This is a genomic window from Escherichia sp. KTE172, assembly GCF_000408845.1.
Classification (GTDB): domain Bacteria; phylum Pseudomonadota; class Gammaproteobacteria; order Enterobacterales; family Enterobacteriaceae; genus Escherichia; species Escherichia coli.
Genome location: NZ_KE137316.1, coordinates 3,703,803 through 3,724,784 on the forward strand (window position 1 = coordinate 3,703,803; position 20,982 = coordinate 3,724,784).

Below are 20,982 nucleotides of genomic sequence, written 5' to 3' on the forward strand. Positions count from 1 at the left end.
CGTGATGAGAAACAAACCTTTTTATCTTCTGTGCGCTTTTTTGTGGCTGGCGGTGAGTCACGCTTTGGCTGCGGATAGCACGATTACTATCCGCGGCTATGTCAGGGATAACGGCTGTAGTGTGGCCGCTGAATCAACCAATTTTACTGTTGATCTGATGGAAAACGCGGCGAAGCAATTTAACAACATTGGCGCGACGACTCCTGTTGTTCCATTTCGTATTTTGCTGTCACCCTGTGGTAATGCCGTTTCTGCCGTAAAGGTTGGGTTTACTGGCGTTGCAGATAGCCACAATGCCAACCTGCTTGCACTTGAAAATACGGTGTCAGCGGCTTCGGGACTGGGAATACAGCTTCTGAATGAGCAGCAAAATCAAATACCCCTTAATGCTCCATCGTCCGCGCTTTCGTGGACGACCCTGACGCCGGGTAAACCAAATACGCTGAATTTTTACGCCCGGCTAATGGCGACACAGGTGCCTGTCACTGCGGGGCATATCAATGCCACGGCTACCTTCACTCTTGAATATCAGTAACTGGAGATGCTCATGAAATGGTGCAAACGTGGGTATGTATTGGCGGCAATATTGGCGCTCGCAAGTGCGACGATACAGGCAGCCGATGTCACCATCACGGTGAACGGTAAGGTCATCGCCAAACCGTGTACGGTTTCCACCACCAATGCCACGGTTGATCTCGGCGATCTTTATTCTTTCAGTCTTATGTCTGCCGGGGCGGCATCGGCCTGGCATGATGTTGCGCTTGAGTTGACTAATTGTCCGGTGGGAACGTCGAGGGTCACTGCCAGCTTCAGCGGGGCAGCCGACAGTACCGGATATTATAAAAACCAGGGGACCGCGCAAAACATCCAGTTAGAGCTACAGGATGACAGTGGCAACACATTGAATACTGGCGCAACCAAAACAGTTCAGGTGGATGATTCCTCACAATCAGCGCACTTCCCGTTACAGGTCAGAGCATTGACAGTAAATGGCGGAGCCACTCAGGGAACCATTCAGGCAGTGATTAGCATCACCTATACCTACAGCTGAACCCGAAGAGATGATTGTAATGAAACGAGTTATTACCCTGTTTGCTGTACTGCTGATGGGCTGGTCGGTAAATGCCTGGTCATTCGCCTGTAAAACCGCCAATGGTACCGCTATCCCTATTGGCGGTGGCAGCGCCAATGTTTATGTAAACCTTGCGCCCGTCGTGAATGTGGGGCAAAACCTGGTCGTGGATCTTTCGACGCAAATCTTTTGCCATAACGATTATCCGGAAACCATTACAGACTATGTCACACTGCAACGAGGCTCGGCTTATGGCGGCGTGTTATCTAATTTTTCCGGGACCGTAAAATATAGTGGCAGTAGCTATCCATTTCCTACCACCAGCGAAACGCCGCGCGTTGTTTATAATTCGAGAACGGATAAGCCGTGGCCGGTGGCGCTTTATTTGACGCCTGTGAGCAGTGCGGGCGGGGTGGCGATTAAAGCTGGCTCATTAATTGCCGTGCTTATTTTGCGACAGACCAACAACTATAACAGCGATGATTTCCAGTTTGTGTGGAATATTTACGCCAATAATGATGTGGTGGTGCCTACTGGCGGCTGCGATGTTTCTGCTCGTGATGTCACCGTTACTCTGCCGGACTACCCTGGTTCAGTGCCAATTCCTCTTACCGTTTATTGTGCGAAAAGCCAAAACCTGGGGTATTACCTCTCCGGCACAACCGCAGATGCGGGCAACTCGATTTTCACCAATACCGCGTCGTTTTCACCTGCACAGGGCGTCGGCGTACAGTTGACGCGCAACGGTACGATTATTCCAGCGAATAACACGGTATCGTTAGGAGCAGTAGGGACTTCGGCGGTGAGTCTGGGATTAACGGCAAATTATGCACGTACCGGAGGGCAGGTGACTGCAGGGAATGTGCAATCGATTATTGGCGTGACTTTTGTTTATCAATAAAGAAATCACAGGACATTGCTAATGCTGGTACGCAATATTACCTGAAGCTAAAAACCTGCACGTTAGCCCTTTGTAGGCCAGATAAGACGCGTCAGCGTCGCATCTGGCATAAACAAAGCGCACTTTGCTGGTCTGTTCCCCTCACCCTAACCCTCTCCCCGGAGGGGCGAGGGGACTGTCCGGGCACATTTTTAGACTTTGTCATCAGTCTGAGCCTGCCATTGGCAGGCTCTGGTGTCCTTTTACGCTACCATGCTAATAATCAGCACAATAATCAGCCCAACCACGGAGTTGACCAGCTCCAGCAGACCCCAGGTTTTCAACGTGTCTTTTACTGACAGGTCAAAGTAACCTTTGAACAACCAGAAAGATGCATCGTTAATGTGGGTGAGGGTGTTGGAACCCGCAGCCGTCGCCAGTACCAGCAGCGCCGGATTCACGCCAACCAGCTGACCAGTTGCTGGATCTAGGATTGCAGCACTGATAATCCCGGCGGCGGTCATCGCCGAAACGACACCCTGACCCGTCGCCAGACGAATTAGCACAGTGATCAGCCATGCCATGATGTAGGGCGAGATATTGCCGTGGGACATCAACATGCCGATGGTGTCGCCAATGCCGGTGTCGATGATGGTCTGCTTCAGCACGCCACCCGCACCGATGATCAGAATCACCATTGCAATACTCTTCACCGCGCTTTCAAAAGCGTTCATCACCCACTGCATGTCATGACCACGTGCGGTGCCAAAGAGTACGAATGCAACCACCATCGCAATAAACATTGCAATCGGCGAGGAACCGATAAAGTTAACCACTTCCCAGGCAGGGGTATCTTTTACCAGCCAGATATTGGCGATGGTGGTAGAGATCATAATGATCGCCGGGATCAGCGGCACCAGAATCGAAACGCCGAAAGAGGGCAGATTATTCATATCTACCGGTTGATCTGCTTTCAGGAATGATGGCGTTGGGCGCTCAAGATTGCCGAGGAACTTCGGCAGGATCAGACCTGCGCAGATTACACTTGGGATCGTCACCAGTACGCCATAGATATAAACCATCCCCATATCCGCGCCATAAGCATTCACCAGCGCCACCGGACCCGGCTGCGGTGGGAACAGTGAATGTGCGGTAGTGGCAGCTGCTACTGCCGGGATCGCCAGTTTCAGGAACGGAATTTTAGCTTCGGCGGCAATAACAATAACCAGCGGCGCTAACATGATAAAGGCCACTTCATAGAACATCGCCAGACCAAAAATCAGGCCGATGATAATCACCGACAGCTGTACATAGCGCAGACCGAGACGCGCCAGCAGCGTATGCGCTATCTGGTGAGCCGCGCCGGAGTCGACCATCAATTTACCGATGACCGCACCGAACACCACGATGATAGCCAGTTCCCCCAGCGTGTTGCCGAAGCCCGCTTTCATAGTGTGCAGCAGCGACATCAAATCCATGCCCGCCAGCATCCCGACGGACAGCGCCGCCACCAACAAAGCCACCATTGAATTGATTTTGAACTTCAAATTCAGTACCAGCATCAGACCAATGCCGAATACCACCCAGAGAATGTTAAGCACATGCATAACGTTTTACCTTACCTGGTTGAACCGTTGTTATTTTGGGCGATATGTTATGTAAATTGGTCAACCATTGTTGCGATGAATGTCACATCCTCTGATCAATAACCATCGATTACCCTTTGCTGCAATTTGCAGCAACAACCATGAGAGTGAAATTCTTGTGATGTGGTTAACCAATTTCAGAATTCGGGTTGACATGTCTTACCAAAAGGTAGAACTTATACGCCATCTCATCCGATGCAACGCCACGGCTGCGGTCTGGTTGTTCATCCGGATACCTAAACAACTCCAGGGTTCCGCGTCTCTTTGCTGTGGAACCCACTATGTGAAAGAGGAAAAATCATGGAACAGACCTGGCGCTGGTACGGCCCAAACGATCCGGTTTCTTTAGCTGATGTCCGTCAGGCGGGCGCAACTGGCGTGGTTACCGCGCTGCACCATATCCCGAACGGCGAAGTATGGTCCGTTGAAGAGATCCTCAAACGCAAGGCGATCATTGAAGACGCAGGCCTGGTGTGGTCTGTCGTAGAAAGCGTGCCAATTCACGAAGATATCAAAACCCACACTGGCAACTATGAGCAGTGGATCGCTAACTATCAGCAGACTCTGCGCAACCTGGCGCAGTGTGGCATTCGCACCGTGTGCTACAACTTCATGCCGGTGCTCGACTGGACCCGTACTGACCTCGAATACGTGCTGCCAGACGGCTCCAAAGCTCTGCGCTTCGACCAGATCGAATTCGCTGCATTCGAAATGCATATCCTGAAACGCCCAGGCGCGGAAGCGGATTACACCGAAGAAGAAATTGCTCAGGCAGCTGAACGCTTCGCCACTATGAGCGATGAAGACAAAGCGCGTCTGACCCGTAACATCATTGCTGGTCTTCCGGGCGCGGAAGAAGGCTACACCCTCGACCAGTTCCGTAAACACCTGGAGCTGTACAAAGATATCGACAAAGCGAAGCTGCGCGAAAACTTTGCCGTCTTCCTGAAAGCGATTATTCCAGTTGCTGAAGAAGTCGGCGTGCGTATGGCTGTTCACCCGGACGATCCGCCGCGCCCGATCCTCGGCCTGCCGCGCATTGTTTCCACCATTGAAGATATGCAGTGGATGGTTGATACCGTAAACAGCATGGCAAACGGTTTTACCATGTGCACCGGTTCCTACGGCGTGCGTGCTGACAACGATCTGGTTGATATGATCAAGCAGTTCGGTCCGCGTATTTACTTCACCCATCTGCGCTCCACCATGCGTGAAGATAACCCGAAAACCTTCCACGAAGCGGCGCACCTGAACGGTGACGTTGATATGTACGAAGTGGTGAAAGCGATTGTTGAAGAAGAACACCGTCGTAAAGCGGAAGGCAAAGAAGACCTGATCCCGATGCGTCCGGACCACGGTCATCAGATGCTGGACGACCTGAAGAAGAAAACCAACCCAGGTTACTCCGCAATTGGTCGTCTGAAAGGCCTGGCCGAAGTTCGCGGTGTCGAACTGGCGATCCAGCGCGCTTTCTTTAGCCGTTAATATCCACCGGCATGGCTGCGCGCCGTGCCGGTTCCTTCTTCCTTGCCGTCACTCTTTGAAGACGGATTCTGGAGTTTACGATGACTACTATTGTTGACAGCAATCTGCCGGTTGCCCGCCCGTCATGGGATCATTCTCGTCTGGAATCACGCATTGTGCATCTCGGTTGCGGGGCGTTTCACCGCGCGCACCAGGCGCTGTATACCCATCATCTGCTGGAAAGCACCGACAGCGACTGGGGCATCTGCGAAGTTAACCTGATGCCAGGCAACGACCGCGTGCTGATCGAAAACCTGAAAAAACAGCAACTGCTGTACACCGTAGCGGAAAAAGGCGCAGAGAGCACCGAGCTGAAAATTATCGGTTCGATGAAAGAAGCGCTGCATCCGGAAATCGATGGCTGCGAAGGTATTCTCAACGCGATGGCGCGTCCGCAAACGGCGATTGTCTCTCTAACGGTCACGGAAAAAGGCTACTGCGCTGATGCGGCAAGCGGTCAACTGGATCTCAATAACCCGCTGATCAAGCACGATCTGGAAAACCCGACTGCGCCGAAGTCCGCGATTGGTTACATCGTCGAAGCGTTGCGTCTGCGTCGTGAAAAAGGGTTGAAAGCGTTTACGGTGATGTCCTGCGATAACGTGCGTGAAAACGGTCATGTGGCGAAGGTCGCGGTACTGGGGCTGGCTCAGGCGCGTGACCCGCAGCTGGCGGCATGGATTGAAGAAAATGTCACCTTCCCGTGCACCATGGTTGACCGCATCGTTCCGGCGGCGACGCCAGAAACCTTACAGGAAATTGCTGACCAGCTGGGTGTTTACGACCCGTGCGCCATTGCCTGCGAACCGTTCCGTCAGTGGGTGATTGAAGATAACTTCGTTAATGGTCGCCCGGATTGGGATAAAGTGGGCGCACAGTTCGTTGCAGACGTTGTGCCGTTCGAAATGATGAAGCTGCGTATGCTGAACGGCAGCCACTCTTTTCTGGCGTACCTCGGTTACCTCGGCGGCTATGAAACCATTGCCGACACCGTGACTAACCCGGCTTATCGCAAAGCGGCCTTTGCCCTGATGATGCAGGAACAAGCGCCAACGCTGTCGATGCCGGAAGGTACAGACCTGAACGCCTATGCGACGCTGCTGATCGAGCGTTTCAGCAACCCGTCTCTGCGTCACCGTACCTGGCAGATTGCGATGGACGGCAGCCAGAAGTTACCGCAGCGTCTGCTGGACCCGGTGCGTCTGCACCTGCAAAACGGCGGCAGCTGGCGTCACCTGGCGCTGGGCGTGGCTGGCTGGATGCGTTACACCCAGGGCGTGGATGAGCAGGGTAATGCCATTGACGTGGTCGACCCGATGCTGGCGGAGTTCCAGAAGATCAACGCGCAGTATCAGGGCGCAGACCGCGTGAAAGCGCTGCTGGGCCTGAGCGGTATTTTTGCCGATGATCTGCCGCAGAATGCCGACTTTGTTGGCGCAGTGACGGCGGCATATCAGCAGCTGTGCGAACGCGGTGCGCGCGAGTGTGTGGCTGCGCTGTAACTAACTGATTACCCTACAGACTTACTGGTCAATCAAACTGATATTTGGTTGACCAGTTTTCGTTTTTTTGCCCACCTGTACGTGCCAACTTCCAGTGCTAATGGTATAGTTTGAGATTAACGGGGGCCGTAAAATTGCCCGTTGTAGGCCGGATAAGGCGTTCACGCCGCATCCGGCAAAAATTTGATTAACCGCACCTAACGGACACAACACCATGAAATCTGCCACCTCTGCGCAAAGACCTTACCAGGAAGTCGGGGCGATGATCCGCGATCTGATCATAAAGACGCCGTACAATCCTGGCGAACGGCTGCCGCCGGAGCGTGAAATTGCAGAAATGCTTGATGTCACGCGGACGGTGGTACGTGAAGCGCTGATCATGCTGGAGATCAAAGGGCTGGTGGAAGTACGCCGGGGTGCCGGTATCTATGTTCTTGATAACTCAGGCAGCCAGAACACAGACAGTCCGGATGCCAACGTCTGCAACGATGCCGGTCCTTTTGAGCTGTTACAGGCGCGGCAGTTATTGGAGAGCAACATCGCCGAGTTTGCCGCTTTGCAGGCTACCCGCGAAGATATCGTCAAAATGCGTCAGGCATTGCAACTGGAAGAGCGTGAACTGGCTTCCAGTGCGCCGGGCAGCAGCGAAAGCGGTGACATGCAGTTCCATCTCGCTATTGCCGAAGCAACGCATAACAGCATGCTGGTGGAGCTGTTCCGTCAGTCCTGGCAGTGGCGGGAAAACAATCCAATGTGGATCCAGTTGCACAGCCATCTGGATGACAGCCTGTATCGCAAAGAGTGGTTGGGCGATCACAAACAGATCCTCGCCGCGTTAATCAAAAAAGATGCCCGAGCGGCGAAGCTGGCAATGTGGCAGCATCTGGAAAACGTTAAGCAACGTCTGCTGGAATTCTCGAACGTTGACGATATTTATTTTGATGGCTATCTGTTTGATTCATGGCCGCTGGATAAAGTCGACGCCTGACTTATTATAATAAGCGCAAGGGTAAACGTTCCTTGCGCTTTCTTAAATTAAGAAGTCGCAATGAGTATTACTTTGTAAATTGCAGGGTATTGTTTAGCTATCTGTATAACCTGAATGTTAGTACTCATTCTTCCTGGTAGTTATTTACCAATATAATTCCATTCACCATTTTTTAATTCAAACAGTTCTGGAAGAGATGACGGTTGCAGAGTCATACGTTTGAGTGGTGCATTTTCATCACCCGGGATAACTTTATATCCCATTTTTGCATGGATCTCCGCGGTACCGGGATAGGCTTCTATACCAATTATTGGGTCATTACCCAACTCAATATTAGCATTAAGTAATGCGGCAAGGGCGAATCCGGAAGAATTTGCTACCCCTGTTACCGTCATTATCTGATCAATATAGATATCAATCCTTGGCTGCTCATTGGTCCATCTTTTTGCCTGAGAAGCTGGAAGGGTTGAAATATATCCTATCGTGGTTCCGGCATAACCAGGAACATTGCAACCAGGGCCTAATGTTATTTCATGAACTGTATAGTCCTCAACAGGATCGAAAGGGCTCTTCATAAATAAATTTAGCCGTAAACCTTCTGCTAACTCTGTGGTAGCATGCGCCTTTTTACATATGCCACCATATATTTCGTCTAAAGCTGAGGTGATTTTCAAGTTCCGATAGAGCATACGTCCTGTTGTTGTAATACCATCGGATTCTCTGCATGCTCCTGTCACATAATTAAATGGCCAAGGCTCTTTACTAATATCAAGTTTTCTAATTTCGACAACGCTTTTTCCATCGTAATTATGGTTATTGCCACGAGTAAGAGGCGGAAGATAGATGTTTTCCGAATCCATGCGTGCATATTTTAATTTACGTGTAAACTCACTGTCGACTATTGGGTGATGAAGGAAGTGAGCATCTGTAATAATTTGACTCTGAAGGGCATTGCTTAATGGCATAGACATAATAGTTACCTTTTATGAGTATTTCACTGATGTTTAGAAAAATAGATAAATTTTTCTGTAGTAAAAAGAGAAGTAAACAAATGACATGCATGTTTCTGTTGTAGTGATATCAACTCTACACGGTGATATTAAAGGGTAGGAAACACTCTAAAGTATCAAAAAACGCTCATTTAAAATTATTTGCATGCAATTTAAAAGCATATCTTATTACTAATTGGAATTTGATGTTGCTATATTGAGGTCTATATTAATAATGCCTGTGAATGGTATTTTTGATGTATTTGATATGTTATCAATTTATATTATTTACAAACTAATTGTTTCAAATAATACATGGCTGATTATGCGGAAATAAATAATTTCCCACCGGAATTAAGTAGCAGCGGTGACAAGTATTTTCATCTACGTAACTATTCGGAATATTCAGAATATACTAGCGGTTTTTTTTTGAGTTTGATGATTTTTATCAAATCATGACTTTTTTCCTGAAAAGTCAGTAGATATTCATAGGCAAGTAAGGTTTTATACTTTGCTGACAGGATTCAGGCCTGTCTCAGACTGACATGGATGTAATGAACAAAAGGGAATGGCTATGGAAAATGAGCATCAATACAGTGGTGCCCGGTGTTCAGGGCAAGCCGCATATGTTGCTAAACGTCAGGAGTGCGCAAAATGATGCGACAATCACTTCAGGCTGTTTTACCTGAAATTTCAGGCAATAAAACGTCATCGCTGCGTAAATCGGTATGCAGCGATCTCCTCACTCTTTTTAATTCTCCTCATTCGGCATTACCGTCATTACTTGTTTCAGGCATGCCCGAGTGGCAAGTGCATAACCCGAGCGACAAACATCTCCAGAGCTGGTATTGCCGTCAGCTGCGTTCTGCACTGTTATTTCATGAGCCACGGATTGCGGCGTTGCAGGTTAATTTGAAAGAAGCGTACTGCCACACTCTGGCGATCAGCCTTGAGATAATGCTGTACCACGACGATGAACCGCTAACGTTTGATCTGGTCTGGGATAATGGCGGTTGGCGCAGTGCGACGCTGGAGAATGTCAGCTAAGCACAATCTCCAGCTCGCGCAGTTCACGCCAGAAGCGTTCGGCAACGGGATTCATGCGGGTATTCATCCGGTATGCATAGGCCTGAATCGGGATCACCAGTTCGTCCCGATTCAGTACAACGAGCTTCCCGCTGCGAATTTCTTGTTGGATGGCGTACTCCGGCAGCCAGGCAATCCCACAGCCGTCGAGGGCAACCTGCTTTAAAAGCTCGCTCATCGAAGAGACAAAAAAGGTGCTGAAACTTAACTCACTGTGGCGCGTCAGGGTGCGATTAATCAATCGCCCCATGTAGGAGTTGCGGCTGTAATTCAGTAACGGAAAGTGTGGCTGCGCGAGGTTAAAAAGTGCTTCTCCGTGTTCGTCACTGGCGCAGACAGGGAACAATTGAGATTCAAATAAGCGAATGTGGTCAAACGGCGCTTCCAGCAAATCTTCGTCGTGAAAGGAAAAAATACAGTCACTTTGCCCTTCACGCAGTTTATCGACCGCTTCATCGACATCAATAGCTTCAATTGCCCAGGTAAAGAGCGGCGGCATCTGGCTGATAATGGACGGTAACAGCCCGAGGGAAAGAGAGTGTGCAGCGGCTATCTTGATTTTTCGTTGCGCGTAATCGCTGCCGCCACGCAGCTCTGCCAGATTGCTCTCTAACTGTTGCAACAGATGGCGGATCTGCGAATGGAAGATTTTCCCTTGTTCTGAGAGTTGCAGCGGCGTTACCTGGCGGTTAAACAATTCAACACCAATCGCCTGTTCCAGCGCACGGATGCGGCGGCTGAATGCCGGTTGCGAGACGTTGCGACTGACTGCCGCCTGGGAAAAATTGCGGCATTTTTCCAGGGTCAGAAAATCATAAAGCCATTTGGTTTCAATATTATGCAAAATCGCACCACAGTCATCCATTACGTTTTACTCTGTCAGCCGCCCTTGCGGGCATTCTACGTCCATTCGGGCGGCTGACAACCGTTTAAGCCGTTTCAAACGTTCCTTTCACGCAGGCTTTGCCGTCTTTGACCATCAGTTTGCCGCGAGCGTATACCTGCTCAATGCGCAGTTCTGGCGTCATGACCAGCAAGTCAGCATCATTGCCTGGCAGAATTTCGCCTTTCCCGGTCAGGTTAAGGAAACCGGCTACGCTACTGGTGAGCGGGCGCAGGGCATCGCTGATACTGAAATCATAGTCTTTGACCAGCACCTGCACGGTTTCCAGCAACGTTTCAAAACCGGCAACACCGATATGGGTTAAATTCCCTTCGTCATCGAAGAACGGCTGGCTACCGTTGCCGTCGGAGCTGAGGGTGACGCGTGCCAGCGGAATACCCGCCTGAACGGCGCGGGCAATACCTTCGGCAGGGGCGACCGGTTCGTCAATGCTGCTGGTGATATCGATGGTGCCGCCTTTGCGCGCGAACTCCAGCGCCTGCTCAAACAACGGTACGTTGCGGTTAACGTGGGTCGGCAGCAGCTTGCTGATCGGCACATCGCAGTTTTCCAGCAGGTCATAAATAGGCTGTAACGCCTTTTTACTGTCGCCCATGTGGAACACGGTGACGCCAGGTTTACCGCCGAGCAAACCGCCAACGCGGGATTCTGCCGCCATATTGGCCAGGTGATAAACGTCCGGTGCGGCAGAACGGTGATCAGAGATGGCGCATTTCACGCCAATCACACGATCGATAATCGCCACGTCTTTTTCCACGGAACCCGTAATGGTGCGGGAAGGGACATGATAAGCGCCGGTCAGCATCCAGGCGCTGATGCCTTCTTCATTGAGCGCACGGGTCTTGGCGAGCAGGGATTCCGGGTGGCGAGAGATAGAGTCGGTGCCCAGCAGACCAACCACTGACGTGACGCCCGCTTCCGTCAGGCGACTTAGCGCCACTTCCGGCGTGCGCGTCGTGGGACCTGCTTCGCCGCCACCGCCAATCAAATGGACGTGTTGATCAATAAAACCTGGGCAGAGGATCTGCCCACTGAGATCGACAACCGTGCAGTTCGGTACAATGTCAGAAGGGATATTGCTGGCAACGGCGATAATTTTGCCGTTAGCGACGAGGACATCGCAAATTCCCCGATCTTCCGGCGCATACAAATGCGCTCCCTGCAGCAGGGTAAAACCGGCTGCGGTATAATCAATCATGGTAACTCCTTGTTAAACAATAAGCTGCATAACCCAGATCGACAGCAATGCGTTAATCACGCAGACCGTAATGATATGCGGGTAATATTTGGCATTCACTTCGGCTGTCCCCAGGCAGCGACCGACATTTTGCACCGGGTTGCCCATTAAATACATCGCGGGCAGTAAAACGGTGACATCGTGACCGGTTAATGCGCCAGCGGTTGCCAGACTGGCGGCAACACCGACTGCGCCACCCATACTCATTAATGCGGCTAAAAGGACGGTTGCCGCTTCACCGGGTAATCCCCACAGCGCCATTACGGGTTCACAGATATGCCCCACCCAGTCGAGCAGGCCGGTAATTTTCAGCGCCTGAATGATGACAAACGCCATCACCACGTTTGGCAGCAGGTTGGTCGTGGCGATAGTAAAGCCACGGCGCGCGCCATCGATAAACATATCCATGACGTTTTTGCGGACCTGAGTTGTCATGCTTGCGCTCCTTGCGTTGGGTTGCGACGTTCTTCGAAGTTAAGCCAGACGCGCAAAATGTTGGCTCCGACAAATTTAAACACCAGGATGACGGCTAAAGGTACGATTACGGACGTGCCCAGAAAGGCAAACACCGCGACGCCGGAAGAGAAGTAGTTGGTGATGATGGCGCTACCGCTGGTTTGATATGCGGCGAAAATCACTTTATCGCGTTCGGTAATTTCACCTTCCTGCGCCAGCTCTTTGGTCATACCGGCGGCGGCATCGGTGTTTTGCAGGTTAGCGATCAGCGCCAGCGAGCAGATCCCTGGAATGCCCAACAACGGTTTTAGCACAGGTGTCATTAACTGCTGCGCGGCGCGTAATCCACCAAGACCATCGGTAATTGAAATAATCCCCAGAGAGAGAATGACTGACGGTGCCAGCTCCAGCGCAAAGAGAAAGCCATCTTTAGCCCCCGCGCCACCCGCGCCGCGAAATGAGGTGGTGGCTCCGTTCGCACCAGGCAGTTGCCCAAACGATCCGTTCAGAACGGAAAAATCAAAAACGCGCCACCAGCTGTCTGTTCCGGAAAAAACACCGGAAAAAAAGATTATGGTGAGAAAAAAGGCCAGATACCCTTTAATGCCCACTTTTTCTGTCGCCAGCTCCCCGGCTACAGCATCCCCTTGTTGTGTCATAACAATCCCCATTGTTTTTTTGTGTTTGTGTGTTGCTTGAGCCAGGAAAATTCCTGGAACTGAAAAACCTTATCAGCCATGTGGGTATGGGGAAAATGCAAGTATGTTTCTGGCTATGCGTTTTTTGCATAGCGGAAAAATTACGCTGTGTGGAAAAGGCTCTGCGCAGGATTGAGTTGCAGAAAATTCATAAACCAAGTGACAATGACATCAGTAAATAAAAACAGAAAATCCAGGGACGAAAACGAGATGGCAAAGTACAACGAAAAAGAGCTGGCGGATACGAGCAAGTTTTTAAGTTTTGTCCTCCGACACAAACCGGAGGCGATTGGTATCGTACTGGACCGTGAAGGATGGGCGGATATCGATAAGCTCATACTTTGTGCCCAAAAAGCGGGCAAGCGGTTAACCCGTGCATTGCTGGATACTGTGGTTGCCACCAGCGATAAAAAGCGTTTTAGTTATTCCAGTGATGGTAGGTGCATCCGCGCGGTTCAGGGGCATTCGACTTCGCAGGTCGCTATTTCCTTTGCCGAAAAAACACCGCCACAGTTTCTCTACCACGGTACGGCAAGCCGTTTCCTTGACGAGATAAAAAAACAGGGGCTGATTGCAGGTGAGCGTCACTACGTACATCTCTCTGCTGATGAAGCAACGGCACGCAAAGTGGGAGCAAGACACGGATCGCCGGTTATTTTAACCGTCAAAGCACAGGAAATGGCGAAACGAGGCCTCCCTTTCTGGCAAGCGGAAAACGGGGTCTGGCTGACATCAACGGTTGCGGTTGAGTTTCTTGAGTGGTAAGGGAAACTTCCCTCATGAAGTGACCACTTGTAGCTTAAATAATTGCACTGTGCTGATAAGCGCAGCAATAAACAACGCCGCCGCGCCGCAGAGAGTGGCGCTGGCAAGCGCCGATGTTCCATTGCTGAGCATACTGGTCAGCGCCGGGCCGAGGATTTGCCCAATGCCGTAAATGAGCGTCACAAAGCCTAAAAGATTGAGATTTCCCGGTACGCTCAGTTGGCGGGCGATAGTCATCACCAGAGATGTCGTGCCCATAAAGGTACCGCCAAAACCAAGACTGCTGATGATAAGCAAGAGAGGCGAGTCGCTGGCGAGAGTAAGCAGCACACAGATAGCCTGCACCAGCAAATTCGCCGTCAGGCAGGGCAAAGCCCCCCAACGTTTTGCTGCCCATAGCCAGCCAAAGCAACCAGGCACAATTGATAAGCCGACTAACGTCCAGAGATGGGCGGTTAACAATGGTGAGCCTGCATCTTTCGCCATGAGCGGCAGGTAAGTCGCGACGATGATATAACCAAATCCCGCCAGGCCGTACAGAATAGCCAGTAACCACCAGCTCATTATCTGTTGCTCCGTTTTTGCCAATGGCATTGTTGTGATGGCGTGTTTTTTCGAGGGCATTAAAAGCGTAAGTGCAATCAGCATCATGCCAGAAAGCGCCCCGGCGCCTTGCCATAACGTTTGCGAGGAGAGGTCAAAATGCAGGCCTGCCAGAACATATTCATTGCCCAGTGCGATGCCAATGCCAACGCCAGAAAACAAAGCTGCCAGCACAAAAGGATGGCGCGTGTGCTGCATAATCAGCGTCGAACCAAAAATCAGCATACCGGCGCTGGCGACACCCGCCAGGACGCGAATCAATAACACCAGAATAAATGGCGGCAACCATGCCATTGCGAGGATCAACAACCCGCTCGCCAGGGCAGAAGCCAACAGAAATGGGCGCAGGCGCGATGGCTGGTGAAATGCGCCAAAAGAAAATAGCAGACTGCCAGCCAGATACCCCGCATAGTTGCCGCTGGCAATCCACGAGAGCTGGCTAAATGAAAACGATCCTTCCGCCATCATGACGGGCAACATAGGCGTATAAAGGAAGCGGCCTAAACCCATACCTAAGGTCAGAACCAGCATCCCGAAAAGCGCGGTGCTGAAAGAAAAGCGTTCTACGGGATGCGTGGACGAAGGCATGTTTAACCTTGTTTGTCATTTTTGTTGTTAACAAGTTAATAACAAAAAGGTGAAGCATGCCAGCCTGTTAATGCGATGATTGAGGGGTAAAGCGATAAAAACGATTTGGTTCGCTAACGATATAAATATTACCAGAGGCATCCATCGCAACCCCTTCGGCCTGTTTGATGTTATGCGACAAACCTCGACTGCCTTTGGTTAGTGACATTTCACCGATAACCTCGCCAACCAGGGTTACTTCCTGGAGTGCGCGAGATTCATGAGACAGCACCAGAAGCGTATTTTTTTGCTGGTTAAATTCTGCGCCGGACACATCATCTAAAGTAAATTGCCGTTGTAGTGCCTCGTCTTTGCTGATGTGTAATTCATTGCTACTTAACAGCCCGTTAACTTTGTAGACCTCAATCGGATTTTTCTCTTTAAAAAACCAGAAAGTGTGATCCTGGCGAGAATAAGCCAACCCTTCAAAACCGCAATTGGTTGGGGAGTCTTGCAGCGGGATTTTTATTTTTTTGAGGATTTTTACTTCCGAGTTTGGGGTCAGTGAAATCACATAAATGGCGTAATCGCGCTCATCGCTAATGACAAACTGATTATCGCCAATGTATTCGATCGTCTCGAGATCCTTAACAAAATCCAGAGGAATTGTGCGGATAAAATCACCATTGGTGGTCATTTCAACAATGGCGGCAGGTTTGTTGATAGTGCTAAAAAGAGTATTGCTTTGTGCCGACCAGGTCAGCGAAGAGATATTATTCGTTATGCCTGCAATTTCTTTGCCGTCAATGGTGGCGTGGTAATTCTGAAATGATGCTGCATGATTGCTTTTACGGGCGCAAGATTGCACGAAGAAAGTACACACTGCCACAATGGCAAAAAGAATCACAATAACGGAGATGCGTTTACTTAACGAAATACTTTTTGTCACGGTAATCCCTTTAAGGCAAATCAATAAGATATCGAGAAGTATACGTAGCGACCTTAATGAATCCTTAACGCGGAGAAACCCCGTAATGTGCAATGCAGCGCCAGACACCATCCTGCTGGCAATAAATTGACTCAGTCAGCCCAGGGATCACCCATTGTATTTCCTCGCCGGGGGGACAGGTCAGCCAAATGCATAACCCGCAGCCGCCGCGTAAATCACGGGGAATATCGCTGACGCGAAAAGTCATGCCCGCTGCCTGCAACGCTTTGCGGGTTTGTATGACGCCGACCGTGGAGTGAAATAAAAATAAAAACTCTTTCATCGGCGTGTCCTCACTCGTTGACCAATTACCGCCGCGCCAATTGCGCCAGCAAATTGCGCATCAGGATGGGTATTTACCGGCATTCGCAGGTGAGATTCCAGCATCCGGGCAAACTTCTGGCAATGACTAACGCCACCAGTAAACAGAATCGGCGCTTCACAGGAGAGACGAGCAATGAAATTGGCACTCCTCCGCGCCATCGCGTTAATCACTCCGGCGAGAATCGCTTCTGGCGCGACGCCCGCTGAGCGCAGGCTGATCGCTTCTGATTCAGCAAACACTGTGCACATACTCGTGATGGCGTGCGGCGTGACATTTTCGGTAATGCTGTCGAGTTGCTCGACGCTGGTGCCAAGCGTGCGCGAGATCACCTCCAGGAAACGCCCGGTGCCCGCCGCGCATTTGTCATTCATCAGGAAATCGCACAGGTTACCGTCATCATCAAGCTGAATCACTTTGCTGTCCTGGCCACCGATGTCGATTACCGCGCGCGTTGCTGGCGCAAGAAACCGTGCGCCCAGCCCGTGACAGGAGATTTCCGTTACCTGTTTATCGGCAAAATCCACCAGTTGCCGCCCGTAGCCGGTGAGCGTCAGAAACGGCGTTGTCTCTAACCCTTCGCGCAGAGTTTCCCAGGCTTCAGTAATTGCTGTTGCCGGGCGAAAGGGGGTTGGAACGAGGAAACGGCGCGTAATCACGCCGTCTGCCAGTAAGATCCCTTTGGTGGCGGTTGAGCCGGAATCAATGCCAATCGAATATGCCACTGCCACTCCTTACAGCATCTCAATAAAGGCCGCGACACGGGTACTGAGCTGCCCGACATCCGAGGTGGAGTAGTCTGTTTCAATAGCGATATAAGGAATGTTGTGCTGCTGGCGCACATGACGTTTAATCGCCAGCGATTCCACCGCGTAGGTATGGCACGCCTGCAAAATCACATCAACTACGCCATCGACCTGATATTCCTCCACCATCTGGCTGAGCATTTTCAGGCGCTGATCGTTCGGCGAAACACAGGAGCAGCCAATCGCCAGATATTTATCCGCCAGCGCGTCGTAGACATCGCCCGTTTCTGCCACGCATTGCTCGGTCGCTTTCGCCCCGGTGCAGTTTTCATAACCGACAACCCAGCCGCCATTCTCTTCAATCGCGCGCACCACTTTTTCTGCTGCGCCGCCAATCGGGCAGCCGGTGATTAAAATGCGCGGACGCGGGTCCAGTCGCTGGCCTTCTTCCCACTGCTGACGAACGCGGGCGGTCATTGCATCCAGTTCATTGATCAACGCCTCTTTATCGAACCGGAAGGTTGCGCCGTAAACCACTTTCAGAATGTCGCTGCCGCTAAGCGCCGGAGGATTTAACTGCCCAAGATGATAAAAATTAGCCAGTGCGCGACGTTCGCGGTTTTTCAGCGCAATGGCATCGCGCAGAACATCTTCGCTAATCTCGTGCCCAAAACGTTCTTCTACCGTTTTTTGCAAGCGCAGCATCTCGGCTTTCCATAACGCACGCGAGGCATCGTCCTTAACGCTGTTGGGCAATTGCATCACATGAACAGGCTTAAACTCCGCCATGTATTCATACATTTTCTTTTTGCCGTCGCAGGTGGTTTCACCGACCACCAGATCCGAAAAGTAGAAGTAGGGGCATTTATCGGTTTTGCCGAAGCCGTAGCTGCTTTTAATCAGCGGGCAGAGGTTGCGCGGCAGATCTTTCTCCGCTTCTTCAATGGTTTCATCAGAGGTGGAACAGAGCGAAACCACAACCGCACCGGCTGCCATCGGGATCTCTTGCGGCATAAAGGTGCAGTAAGTGCCAACCAGCGGAATGCCGCGCTCCTTGAGATCCATGACGGTGAGAAAGCCTGTCTGGCGAGCTTCAGAGAACTGATCGAAAATGGCGGGTAGATCGGTGACAAGTGACATGATTTTCCTTCCCCGTACCACGGGAGATAATGAAAAGAGGCCACATTATTACCATTCTTTTAGTATGGTTTATTTGATCTCTCTCGCGGTTAGCCACTTAGTTTTTCATGGATTTCTAAAAATTGCCGAGGGGGAACAAGGCCGGGAGCTGCGACAGCAAATATAAAATTAGCCCAATACAACCGCCAACCAGCGTACCGTTGACACGAATAAACTGCAGATCTTTGCCGATATTTAACTCTATTTGCCGCGACATATCCCGCGCATCCCAGCTTTTTACCGTATCGCTGATGTGGCGCGTCAGGAATGCGGAAAACTCAGGCGCGACGCGGTGCGCGGCTTGTTCAAGATGACCATTTAACGACGCCCGCAAGGCATCATCGGCAATTAACGTTTCGCCAAACCATTGACCCGCTCGTGCGATGCGTTCTTTCACACGAGAATCTTCACTGTTGATATCCACTTTCAGCCATTCCCGTAAATCCCCCCACAATTCACTGAGATAGCGATTAAAAGCTTCATCTTCTTTCAGATAGCTTTTTACGGCATCGGCTCGCGCTGCCATTTCCGGATCGTTTTTCAGCTTGTCGATCAGGGCGAAGGTGGCGCGATCAAACGCATGGCGGATCTGATGCGCACGATCGCGACTAATATCATCAAGCAAAGAATTCACCGCGTCAGAAACCAACTCCGCGCTATGTTCGCCCAACCATTCGGTGGGGAGAATTTTGGCTTTCAGTGGATGCTCGCTCTCCAGCCAGCGAACAATTTGCTGGGCGATAAACTTGCGCGATTTATCGCGCTGGAGAAGGGCGATCAACTGTGCGATCAGCGTATCCAGCAGCACCTGATGACGATCGTTTTTGGTCATACTCTCCAGCATCAACGCACTGGTGCCGGAAAGATCGACCTTATCAATCGCCCGATGGACCGCGCGCTTAAGCAGGCGCTGAATACGCGCATCATCGGTAAGTTCGAGAAAACCGCTCATGATCTGCAACAGATGCTGACCAACGCGGCGGGCGTTTTCTGGCTGGCTAAACCAGTTGCCAATCAGCAACGCCGGTTCGTGGCGTCGAATCAATGCCACCAGGGATTGAGTATCAAGAAATTTTTCCTGCACGAACTGGCCGAGATTTTCGCCAATCCGGTCTTTATTACGCGGGATAATCGCCGTATGGCGAGAAATGATCGGAATCGGCACGCGGCGAAACAGCGCCACCACCGCAAACCAGTCCGCCAGCGCGCCGACCATCGCCGCTTCAGCAATCGCCTTCACGCCGCTCACCCAAAAATTGGGCGGCAAAAACAGCGTAACGACAAAGGTAGCAGCGGCGATAAGCAGTAAAGAGAGCGCCAACCTTTTGGCGCGTCTGAGTTCGATGAGTTTATTCATAACGTTAAGAATAGAGCCTGACGGCCGGATCGCGCAAAAATCACTGCTCCTCCACTAGCTCGGCTGCCTGATGCTGGCGCACGCGATTGAGCAATCCCGCCAGGGTGAAAACGACGATAACGCCCGCCACAACGGCTAACAGATGAAACGGCAAGCGACCGCCGTTAAACCATAGCCAGCGGCCGATTTCGACCGAGACCGACATCACCATCAGGATCACCATATTTAGCGATGCGGAGACGGTCCCTTTCGGTAACTTATTGGAAAACAGCGTAAAGCGGAATAAGGTCGGGAAAATCAAACCAATCCCGAAAGCATACAGACTGGTGCCCAGCACCGACCACAGCCAGACGTGCGGCGACAGCAGATTGCCGACAATCAACAGCGAGAGGCCGACCAGTTGAATGGGTACGGCACGCCAGATAAACCGCGGTTCGGTCGGATCTTTAACAAAACGCGCCACGATGGCATTCGCAACAATCACCGCGCCGAACACCGGAACCTGTGTCCAGGCGAACTGCGAAGTTGTTAAGCTGCCTGCATCGATAAGGATCACCGGCGAGACAGCCACCCAGCTCATCATCGGGATATAGCTTAAAGAGATGGTTGCTGCGCCAAAGAGGAACAGCCGATTGCAAAAGACATTACGAAAATCGCGCAAGACGCTTTTGGCGCTAAACGGAACCGCGCCGCGCTTCACCGTCTCTGGCATCGCCAACAGTAAGCCAACAAATGAGATAAAACCCATAACCGCAATGATGGCAAAAAGGACTTTCCAGTGCATAAAGTGCATCAGAGCTGCGCCGGAAAGCGGGCCGATAATCGGCGCAATCAGTACGATGGAGGTGATAATCGCCATCAACTTGATCCCTTTTGTCTGTCCGAACGCCTCCTGCACCGTGACATAACCAACGGTGGCAATAAAACAGATACTGGTGCCCTGAATTGCACGCGCGATAAGAAACTGTGTCATAGACGTTGTGAACATTGTCGCGGCGCAGGCAAGGGTAAAAATTAGCGCCCCGGTAATCAGCACCGGCCTGCGGCCAATTCTGTCGGAAAGCGGCCCCAGCAGCCACTGTAACGCCATACCGCCAGCAAGATAGAGACTGACGGCAGCAGGGGCCAGACTGACATCGGCATTAAAATCACGTACCACATTAATGATCCCAGGCTGGATCAGATCCGTCGACAGATACGCAGCAAAGTCATACAAAATCAACGCCATCGGGAAAAACAGCGTGGCGGCATGGCGGGTAAAAAAACGTGGCATAACAAACAACTCCTTGTCCGGAGAACCCCAACGGGGAAAACGAAATTCAATACCGTCGGTAATGACGAAAGGCAGGTGAGAAGGGCAACGAGACTGCAAATGTACTGAATTTCATGTAATCAACCACACTGCCTGTGAACACACAGACAGAGAAATACTTTCTGACTTCGGGTCAGAATGTATAACGATTACAAATAGTC

At 51.1% G+C, this 20,982-nt stretch carries 23 protein-coding genes; 10 read left to right on the top strand and 13 right to left on the bottom strand.

The annotated features are described in order from the left end of the window. Positions 1–4: 4 nt before the first annotated feature. The 3 genes from fimF to fimH all read left to right on the top strand — a co-directional run bounded on the left by fimF (position 5) and on the right by fimH (position 1,973). On the top strand, positions 5–535 hold the full coding sequence (gene fimF / locus G434_RS06610; protein WP_001244827.1) for a type 1 fimbria minor subunit FimF: 531 nt from the start codon (positions 5–7) through the stop codon (positions 533–535). Between the two features lie 72 nt (positions 536–607). Continuing rightward, positions 608–1,051 carry a type 1 fimbrial minor subunit FimG gene (locus G434_RS06605; protein ID WP_306174507.1) on the top strand — a complete coding sequence of 148 codons (444 nt, stop codon included), beginning with the start codon at positions 608–610 and terminating at the stop codon, positions 1,049–1,051. Between the two features lie 19 nt (positions 1,052–1,070). Then, complete coding sequence (gene fimH, locus G434_RS06600) at positions 1,071–1,973, top strand: type 1 fimbria D-mannose specific adhesin FimH (RefSeq protein WP_000832247.1); 903 nt, start codon at positions 1,071–1,073, stop codon at positions 1,971–1,973. 242 nt (positions 1,974–2,215) lie between these two features. Here the strand turns inward: fimH and gntP are convergent, their stop codons facing one another. Then, positions 2,216–3,559 carry a gluconate permease GntP gene (gene gntP / locus G434_RS06595; protein WP_000558251.1) on the bottom strand — a complete coding sequence of 448 codons (1,344 nt, stop codon included), beginning with the start codon at positions 3,557–3,559 and terminating at the stop codon, positions 2,216–2,218. A 339-nt stretch (positions 3,560–3,898) separates the two neighbouring features. Between gntP and uxuA the strand changes: the two genes are divergently transcribed. The 3 genes from uxuA to uxuR all read left to right on the top strand — a co-directional run bounded on the left by uxuA (position 3,899) and on the right by uxuR (position 7,612). Continuing rightward, positions 3,899–5,083: a mannonate dehydratase gene (gene uxuA, locus G434_RS06590; RefSeq protein ID WP_000438562.1), complete on the top strand. Its 1,185-nt coding sequence runs from the start codon at positions 3,899–3,901 to the stop codon at positions 5,081–5,083. A gap of 80 nt (positions 5,084–5,163) precedes the next feature. Further along, on the top strand, positions 5,164–6,624 hold the full coding sequence (locus tag G434_RS06585; protein WP_000208205.1) for a fructuronate reductase: 1,461 nt from the start codon (positions 5,164–5,166) through the stop codon (positions 6,622–6,624). A gap of 214 nt (positions 6,625–6,838) precedes the next feature. Next, entirely contained in the window at positions 6,839–7,612 is a 774-nt protein-coding gene (uxuR, locus tag G434_RS06580; protein ID WP_000833679.1) for a Uxu operon transcriptional regulator, read from the top strand. Positions 7,613–7,752: 140 nt separating this feature from the next. Here uxuR and G434_RS06575 read toward each other — a convergent pair whose 3' ends face one another. Beyond that, positions 7,753–8,583: a YjfZ/YjiC family protein gene (locus tag G434_RS06575; protein WP_000062552.1), complete on the bottom strand. Its 831-nt coding sequence runs from the start codon at positions 8,581–8,583 to the stop codon at positions 7,753–7,755. Positions 8,584–8,916: 333 nt separating this feature from the next. On the opposite strand from G434_RS06575, the gene ytiD reads away from it, so the two are divergent. The 3 genes from ytiD (at position 8,917) to iraD (ending at position 9,648) form a co-directional block, all read left to right on the top strand. Continuing rightward, positions 8,917–9,060 carry a protein YtiD gene (ytiD, locus tag G434_RS30995; protein WP_001301448.1) on the top strand — a complete coding sequence of 48 codons (144 nt, stop codon included), beginning with the start codon at positions 8,917–8,919 and terminating at the stop codon, positions 9,058–9,060. A gap of 115 nt (positions 9,061–9,175) precedes the next feature. Beyond that, positions 9,176–9,259 carry an iraD leader peptide IdlP gene (gene idlP / locus G434_RS29980; RefSeq protein ID WP_120795393.1) on the top strand — a complete coding sequence of 28 codons (84 nt, stop codon included), beginning with the start codon at positions 9,176–9,178 and terminating at the stop codon, positions 9,257–9,259. After that, positions 9,256–9,648 carry an anti-adapter protein IraD gene (iraD, locus tag G434_RS06565; protein WP_001309187.1) on the top strand — a complete coding sequence of 131 codons (393 nt, stop codon included), beginning with the start codon at positions 9,256–9,258 and terminating at the stop codon, positions 9,646–9,648. Before idlP ends, iraD begins: the two co-directional genes overlap by 4 nt. Here the strand turns inward: iraD and hypT are convergent. The 4 genes from hypT to G434_RS06545 form a co-directional block, all read right to left on the bottom strand. Beyond that, complete coding sequence (gene hypT / locus G434_RS06560) at positions 9,641–10,552, bottom strand: hypochlorite stress DNA-binding transcriptional regulator HypT (protein ID WP_000340740.1); 912 nt, start codon at positions 10,550–10,552, stop codon at positions 9,641–9,643. The genes iraD and hypT overlap by 8 nt on opposite strands. A gap of 64 nt (positions 10,553–10,616) precedes the next feature. Beyond that, complete coding sequence (gene iadA, locus G434_RS06555; RefSeq protein WP_000568432.1) at positions 10,617–11,789, bottom strand: beta-aspartyl-peptidase; 1,173 nt, start codon at positions 11,787–11,789, stop codon at positions 10,617–10,619. Between the two features lie 12 nt (positions 11,790–11,801). Beyond that, entirely contained in the window at positions 11,802–12,263 is a 462-nt protein-coding gene (locus tag G434_RS06550; RefSeq protein WP_000211971.1) for a YjiG family protein, read from the bottom strand. After that, the gene (locus tag G434_RS06545; protein ID WP_001295597.1) at positions 12,260–12,943 is read right to left on the bottom strand and encodes a nucleoside recognition domain-containing protein; all 684 of its coding nucleotides are present in this window, start codon (positions 12,941–12,943) and stop codon (positions 12,260–12,262) included. The genes G434_RS06550 and G434_RS06545 overlap by 4 nt, the downstream gene beginning before the upstream one ends. Before the next feature lie 249 nt (positions 12,944–13,192). Between G434_RS06545 and kptA the strand changes: the two genes are divergently transcribed. Beyond that, the gene (gene kptA / locus G434_RS06540) at positions 13,193–13,747 is read left to right on the top strand and encodes an RNA 2'-phosphotransferase (RefSeq protein WP_001151855.1); all 555 of its coding nucleotides are present in this window, start codon (positions 13,193–13,195) and stop codon (positions 13,745–13,747) included. 12 nt (positions 13,748–13,759) lie between these two features. Here the strand turns inward: kptA and G434_RS06535 are convergent, their stop codons facing one another. From G434_RS06535 to mdtM, 7 genes are all read right to left on the bottom strand, one after another. Then, positions 13,760–14,938: an MFS transporter gene (locus G434_RS06535; RefSeq protein ID WP_001141224.1), complete on the bottom strand. Its 1,179-nt coding sequence runs from the start codon at positions 14,936–14,938 to the stop codon at positions 13,760–13,762. A gap of 67 nt (positions 14,939–15,005) precedes the next feature. After that, positions 15,006–15,866: an SdiA-regulated domain-containing protein gene (locus G434_RS06530; protein WP_001318795.1), complete on the bottom strand. Its 861-nt coding sequence runs from the start codon at positions 15,864–15,866 to the stop codon at positions 15,006–15,008. Between the two features lie 64 nt (positions 15,867–15,930). After that, complete coding sequence (locus G434_RS06525; RefSeq protein WP_000657675.1) at positions 15,931–16,188, bottom strand: putative Se/S carrier protein; 258 nt, start codon at positions 16,186–16,188, stop codon at positions 15,931–15,933. Then, positions 16,185–16,952, bottom strand: a complete 768-nt coding sequence (yjiL, locus tag G434_RS06520; RefSeq protein WP_000331745.1) for a putative 2-hydroxyacyl-CoA dehydratase activator YjiL — start codon at positions 16,950–16,952, stop codon at positions 16,185–16,187. The genes G434_RS06525 and yjiL overlap by 4 nt, the downstream gene beginning before the upstream one ends. A gap of 9 nt (positions 16,953–16,961) precedes the next feature. Then, positions 16,962–18,113, bottom strand: coding sequence for a double-cubane-cluster-containing anaerobic reductase (locus G434_RS06515; RefSeq protein ID WP_001309191.1), 1,152 nt, complete (start codon positions 18,111–18,113; stop codon positions 16,962–16,964). A gap of 115 nt (positions 18,114–18,228) precedes the next feature. After that, the gene (locus G434_RS06510) at positions 18,229–19,509 is read right to left on the bottom strand and encodes a DUF445 domain-containing protein (protein WP_001037419.1); all 1,281 of its coding nucleotides are present in this window, start codon (positions 19,507–19,509) and stop codon (positions 18,229–18,231) included. Between the two features lie 40 nt (positions 19,510–19,549). Beyond that, positions 19,550–20,782, bottom strand: coding sequence for a multidrug efflux MFS transporter MdtM (gene mdtM, locus G434_RS06505; RefSeq protein WP_001137036.1), 1,233 nt, complete (start codon positions 20,780–20,782; stop codon positions 19,550–19,552). Positions 20,783–20,982 lie beyond the last annotated feature (200 nt).

Excerpts from the sequence above, each read along its gene's own strand:
- uxuR (WP_000833679.1), top strand. The coding sequence starts at position 6,839 with ATGAAATCTGCCACCTCTGCGCAAAGACCTTACCAGGAAGTCGGGGCG.
- gntP (WP_000558251.1), bottom strand. The coding sequence starts at position 3,559 with ATGCATGTGCTTAACATTCTCTGGGTGGTATTCGGCATTGGTCTGATG.
- idlP (WP_120795393.1), top strand. The coding sequence starts at position 9,176 with ATGGAAAATGAGCATCAATACAGTGGTGCCCGGTGTTCAGGGCAAGCC.
- fimH (WP_000832247.1), top strand. The coding sequence starts at position 1,071 with ATGAAACGAGTTATTACCCTGTTTGCTGTACTGCTGATGGGCTGGTCG.
- G434_RS06525 (WP_000657675.1), bottom strand. The coding sequence starts at position 16,188 with ATGAAAGAGTTTTTATTTTTATTTCACTCCACGGTCGGCGTCATACAA.
- G434_RS06515 (WP_001309191.1), bottom strand. The coding sequence starts at position 18,113 with ATGTCACTTGTCACCGATCTACCCGCCATTTTCGATCAGTTCTCTGAA.
- fimF (WP_001244827.1), top strand. The coding sequence starts at position 5 with ATGAGAAACAAACCTTTTTATCTTCTGTGCGCTTTTTTGTGGCTGGCG.
- iadA (WP_000568432.1), bottom strand. The coding sequence starts at position 11,789 with ATGATTGATTATACCGCAGCCGGTTTTACCCTGCTGCAGGGAGCGCAT.
- iraD (WP_001309187.1), top strand. The coding sequence starts at position 9,256 with ATGATGCGACAATCACTTCAGGCTGTTTTACCTGAAATTTCAGGCAAT.
- G434_RS06550 (WP_000211971.1), bottom strand. The coding sequence starts at position 12,263 with ATGACAACTCAGGTCCGCAAAAACGTCATGGATATGTTTATCGATGGC.
- hypT (WP_000340740.1), bottom strand. The coding sequence starts at position 10,552 with ATGGATGACTGTGGTGCGATTTTGCATAATATTGAAACCAAATGGCTT.
- G434_RS06575 (WP_000062552.1), bottom strand. The coding sequence starts at position 8,583 with ATGTCTATGCCATTAAGCAATGCCCTTCAGAGTCAAATTATTACAGAT.
- kptA (WP_001151855.1), top strand. The coding sequence starts at position 13,193 with ATGGCAAAGTACAACGAAAAAGAGCTGGCGGATACGAGCAAGTTTTTA.
- mdtM (WP_001137036.1), bottom strand. The coding sequence starts at position 20,782 with ATGCCACGTTTTTTTACCCGCCATGCCGCCACGCTGTTTTTCCCGATG.
- G434_RS06510 (WP_001037419.1), bottom strand. The coding sequence starts at position 19,509 with ATGAATAAACTCATCGAACTCAGACGCGCCAAAAGGTTGGCGCTCTCT.
- uxuA (WP_000438562.1), top strand. The coding sequence starts at position 3,899 with ATGGAACAGACCTGGCGCTGGTACGGCCCAAACGATCCGGTTTCTTTA.
- G434_RS06535 (WP_001141224.1), bottom strand. The coding sequence starts at position 14,938 with ATGCCTTCGTCCACGCATCCCGTAGAACGCTTTTCTTTCAGCACCGCG.
- G434_RS06545 (WP_001295597.1), bottom strand. The coding sequence starts at position 12,943 with ATGACACAACAAGGGGATGCTGTAGCCGGGGAGCTGGCGACAGAAAAA.
- ytiD (WP_001301448.1), top strand. The coding sequence starts at position 8,917 with ATGGCTGATTATGCGGAAATAAATAATTTCCCACCGGAATTAAGTAGC.
- G434_RS06585 (WP_000208205.1), top strand. The coding sequence starts at position 5,164 with ATGACTACTATTGTTGACAGCAATCTGCCGGTTGCCCGCCCGTCATGG.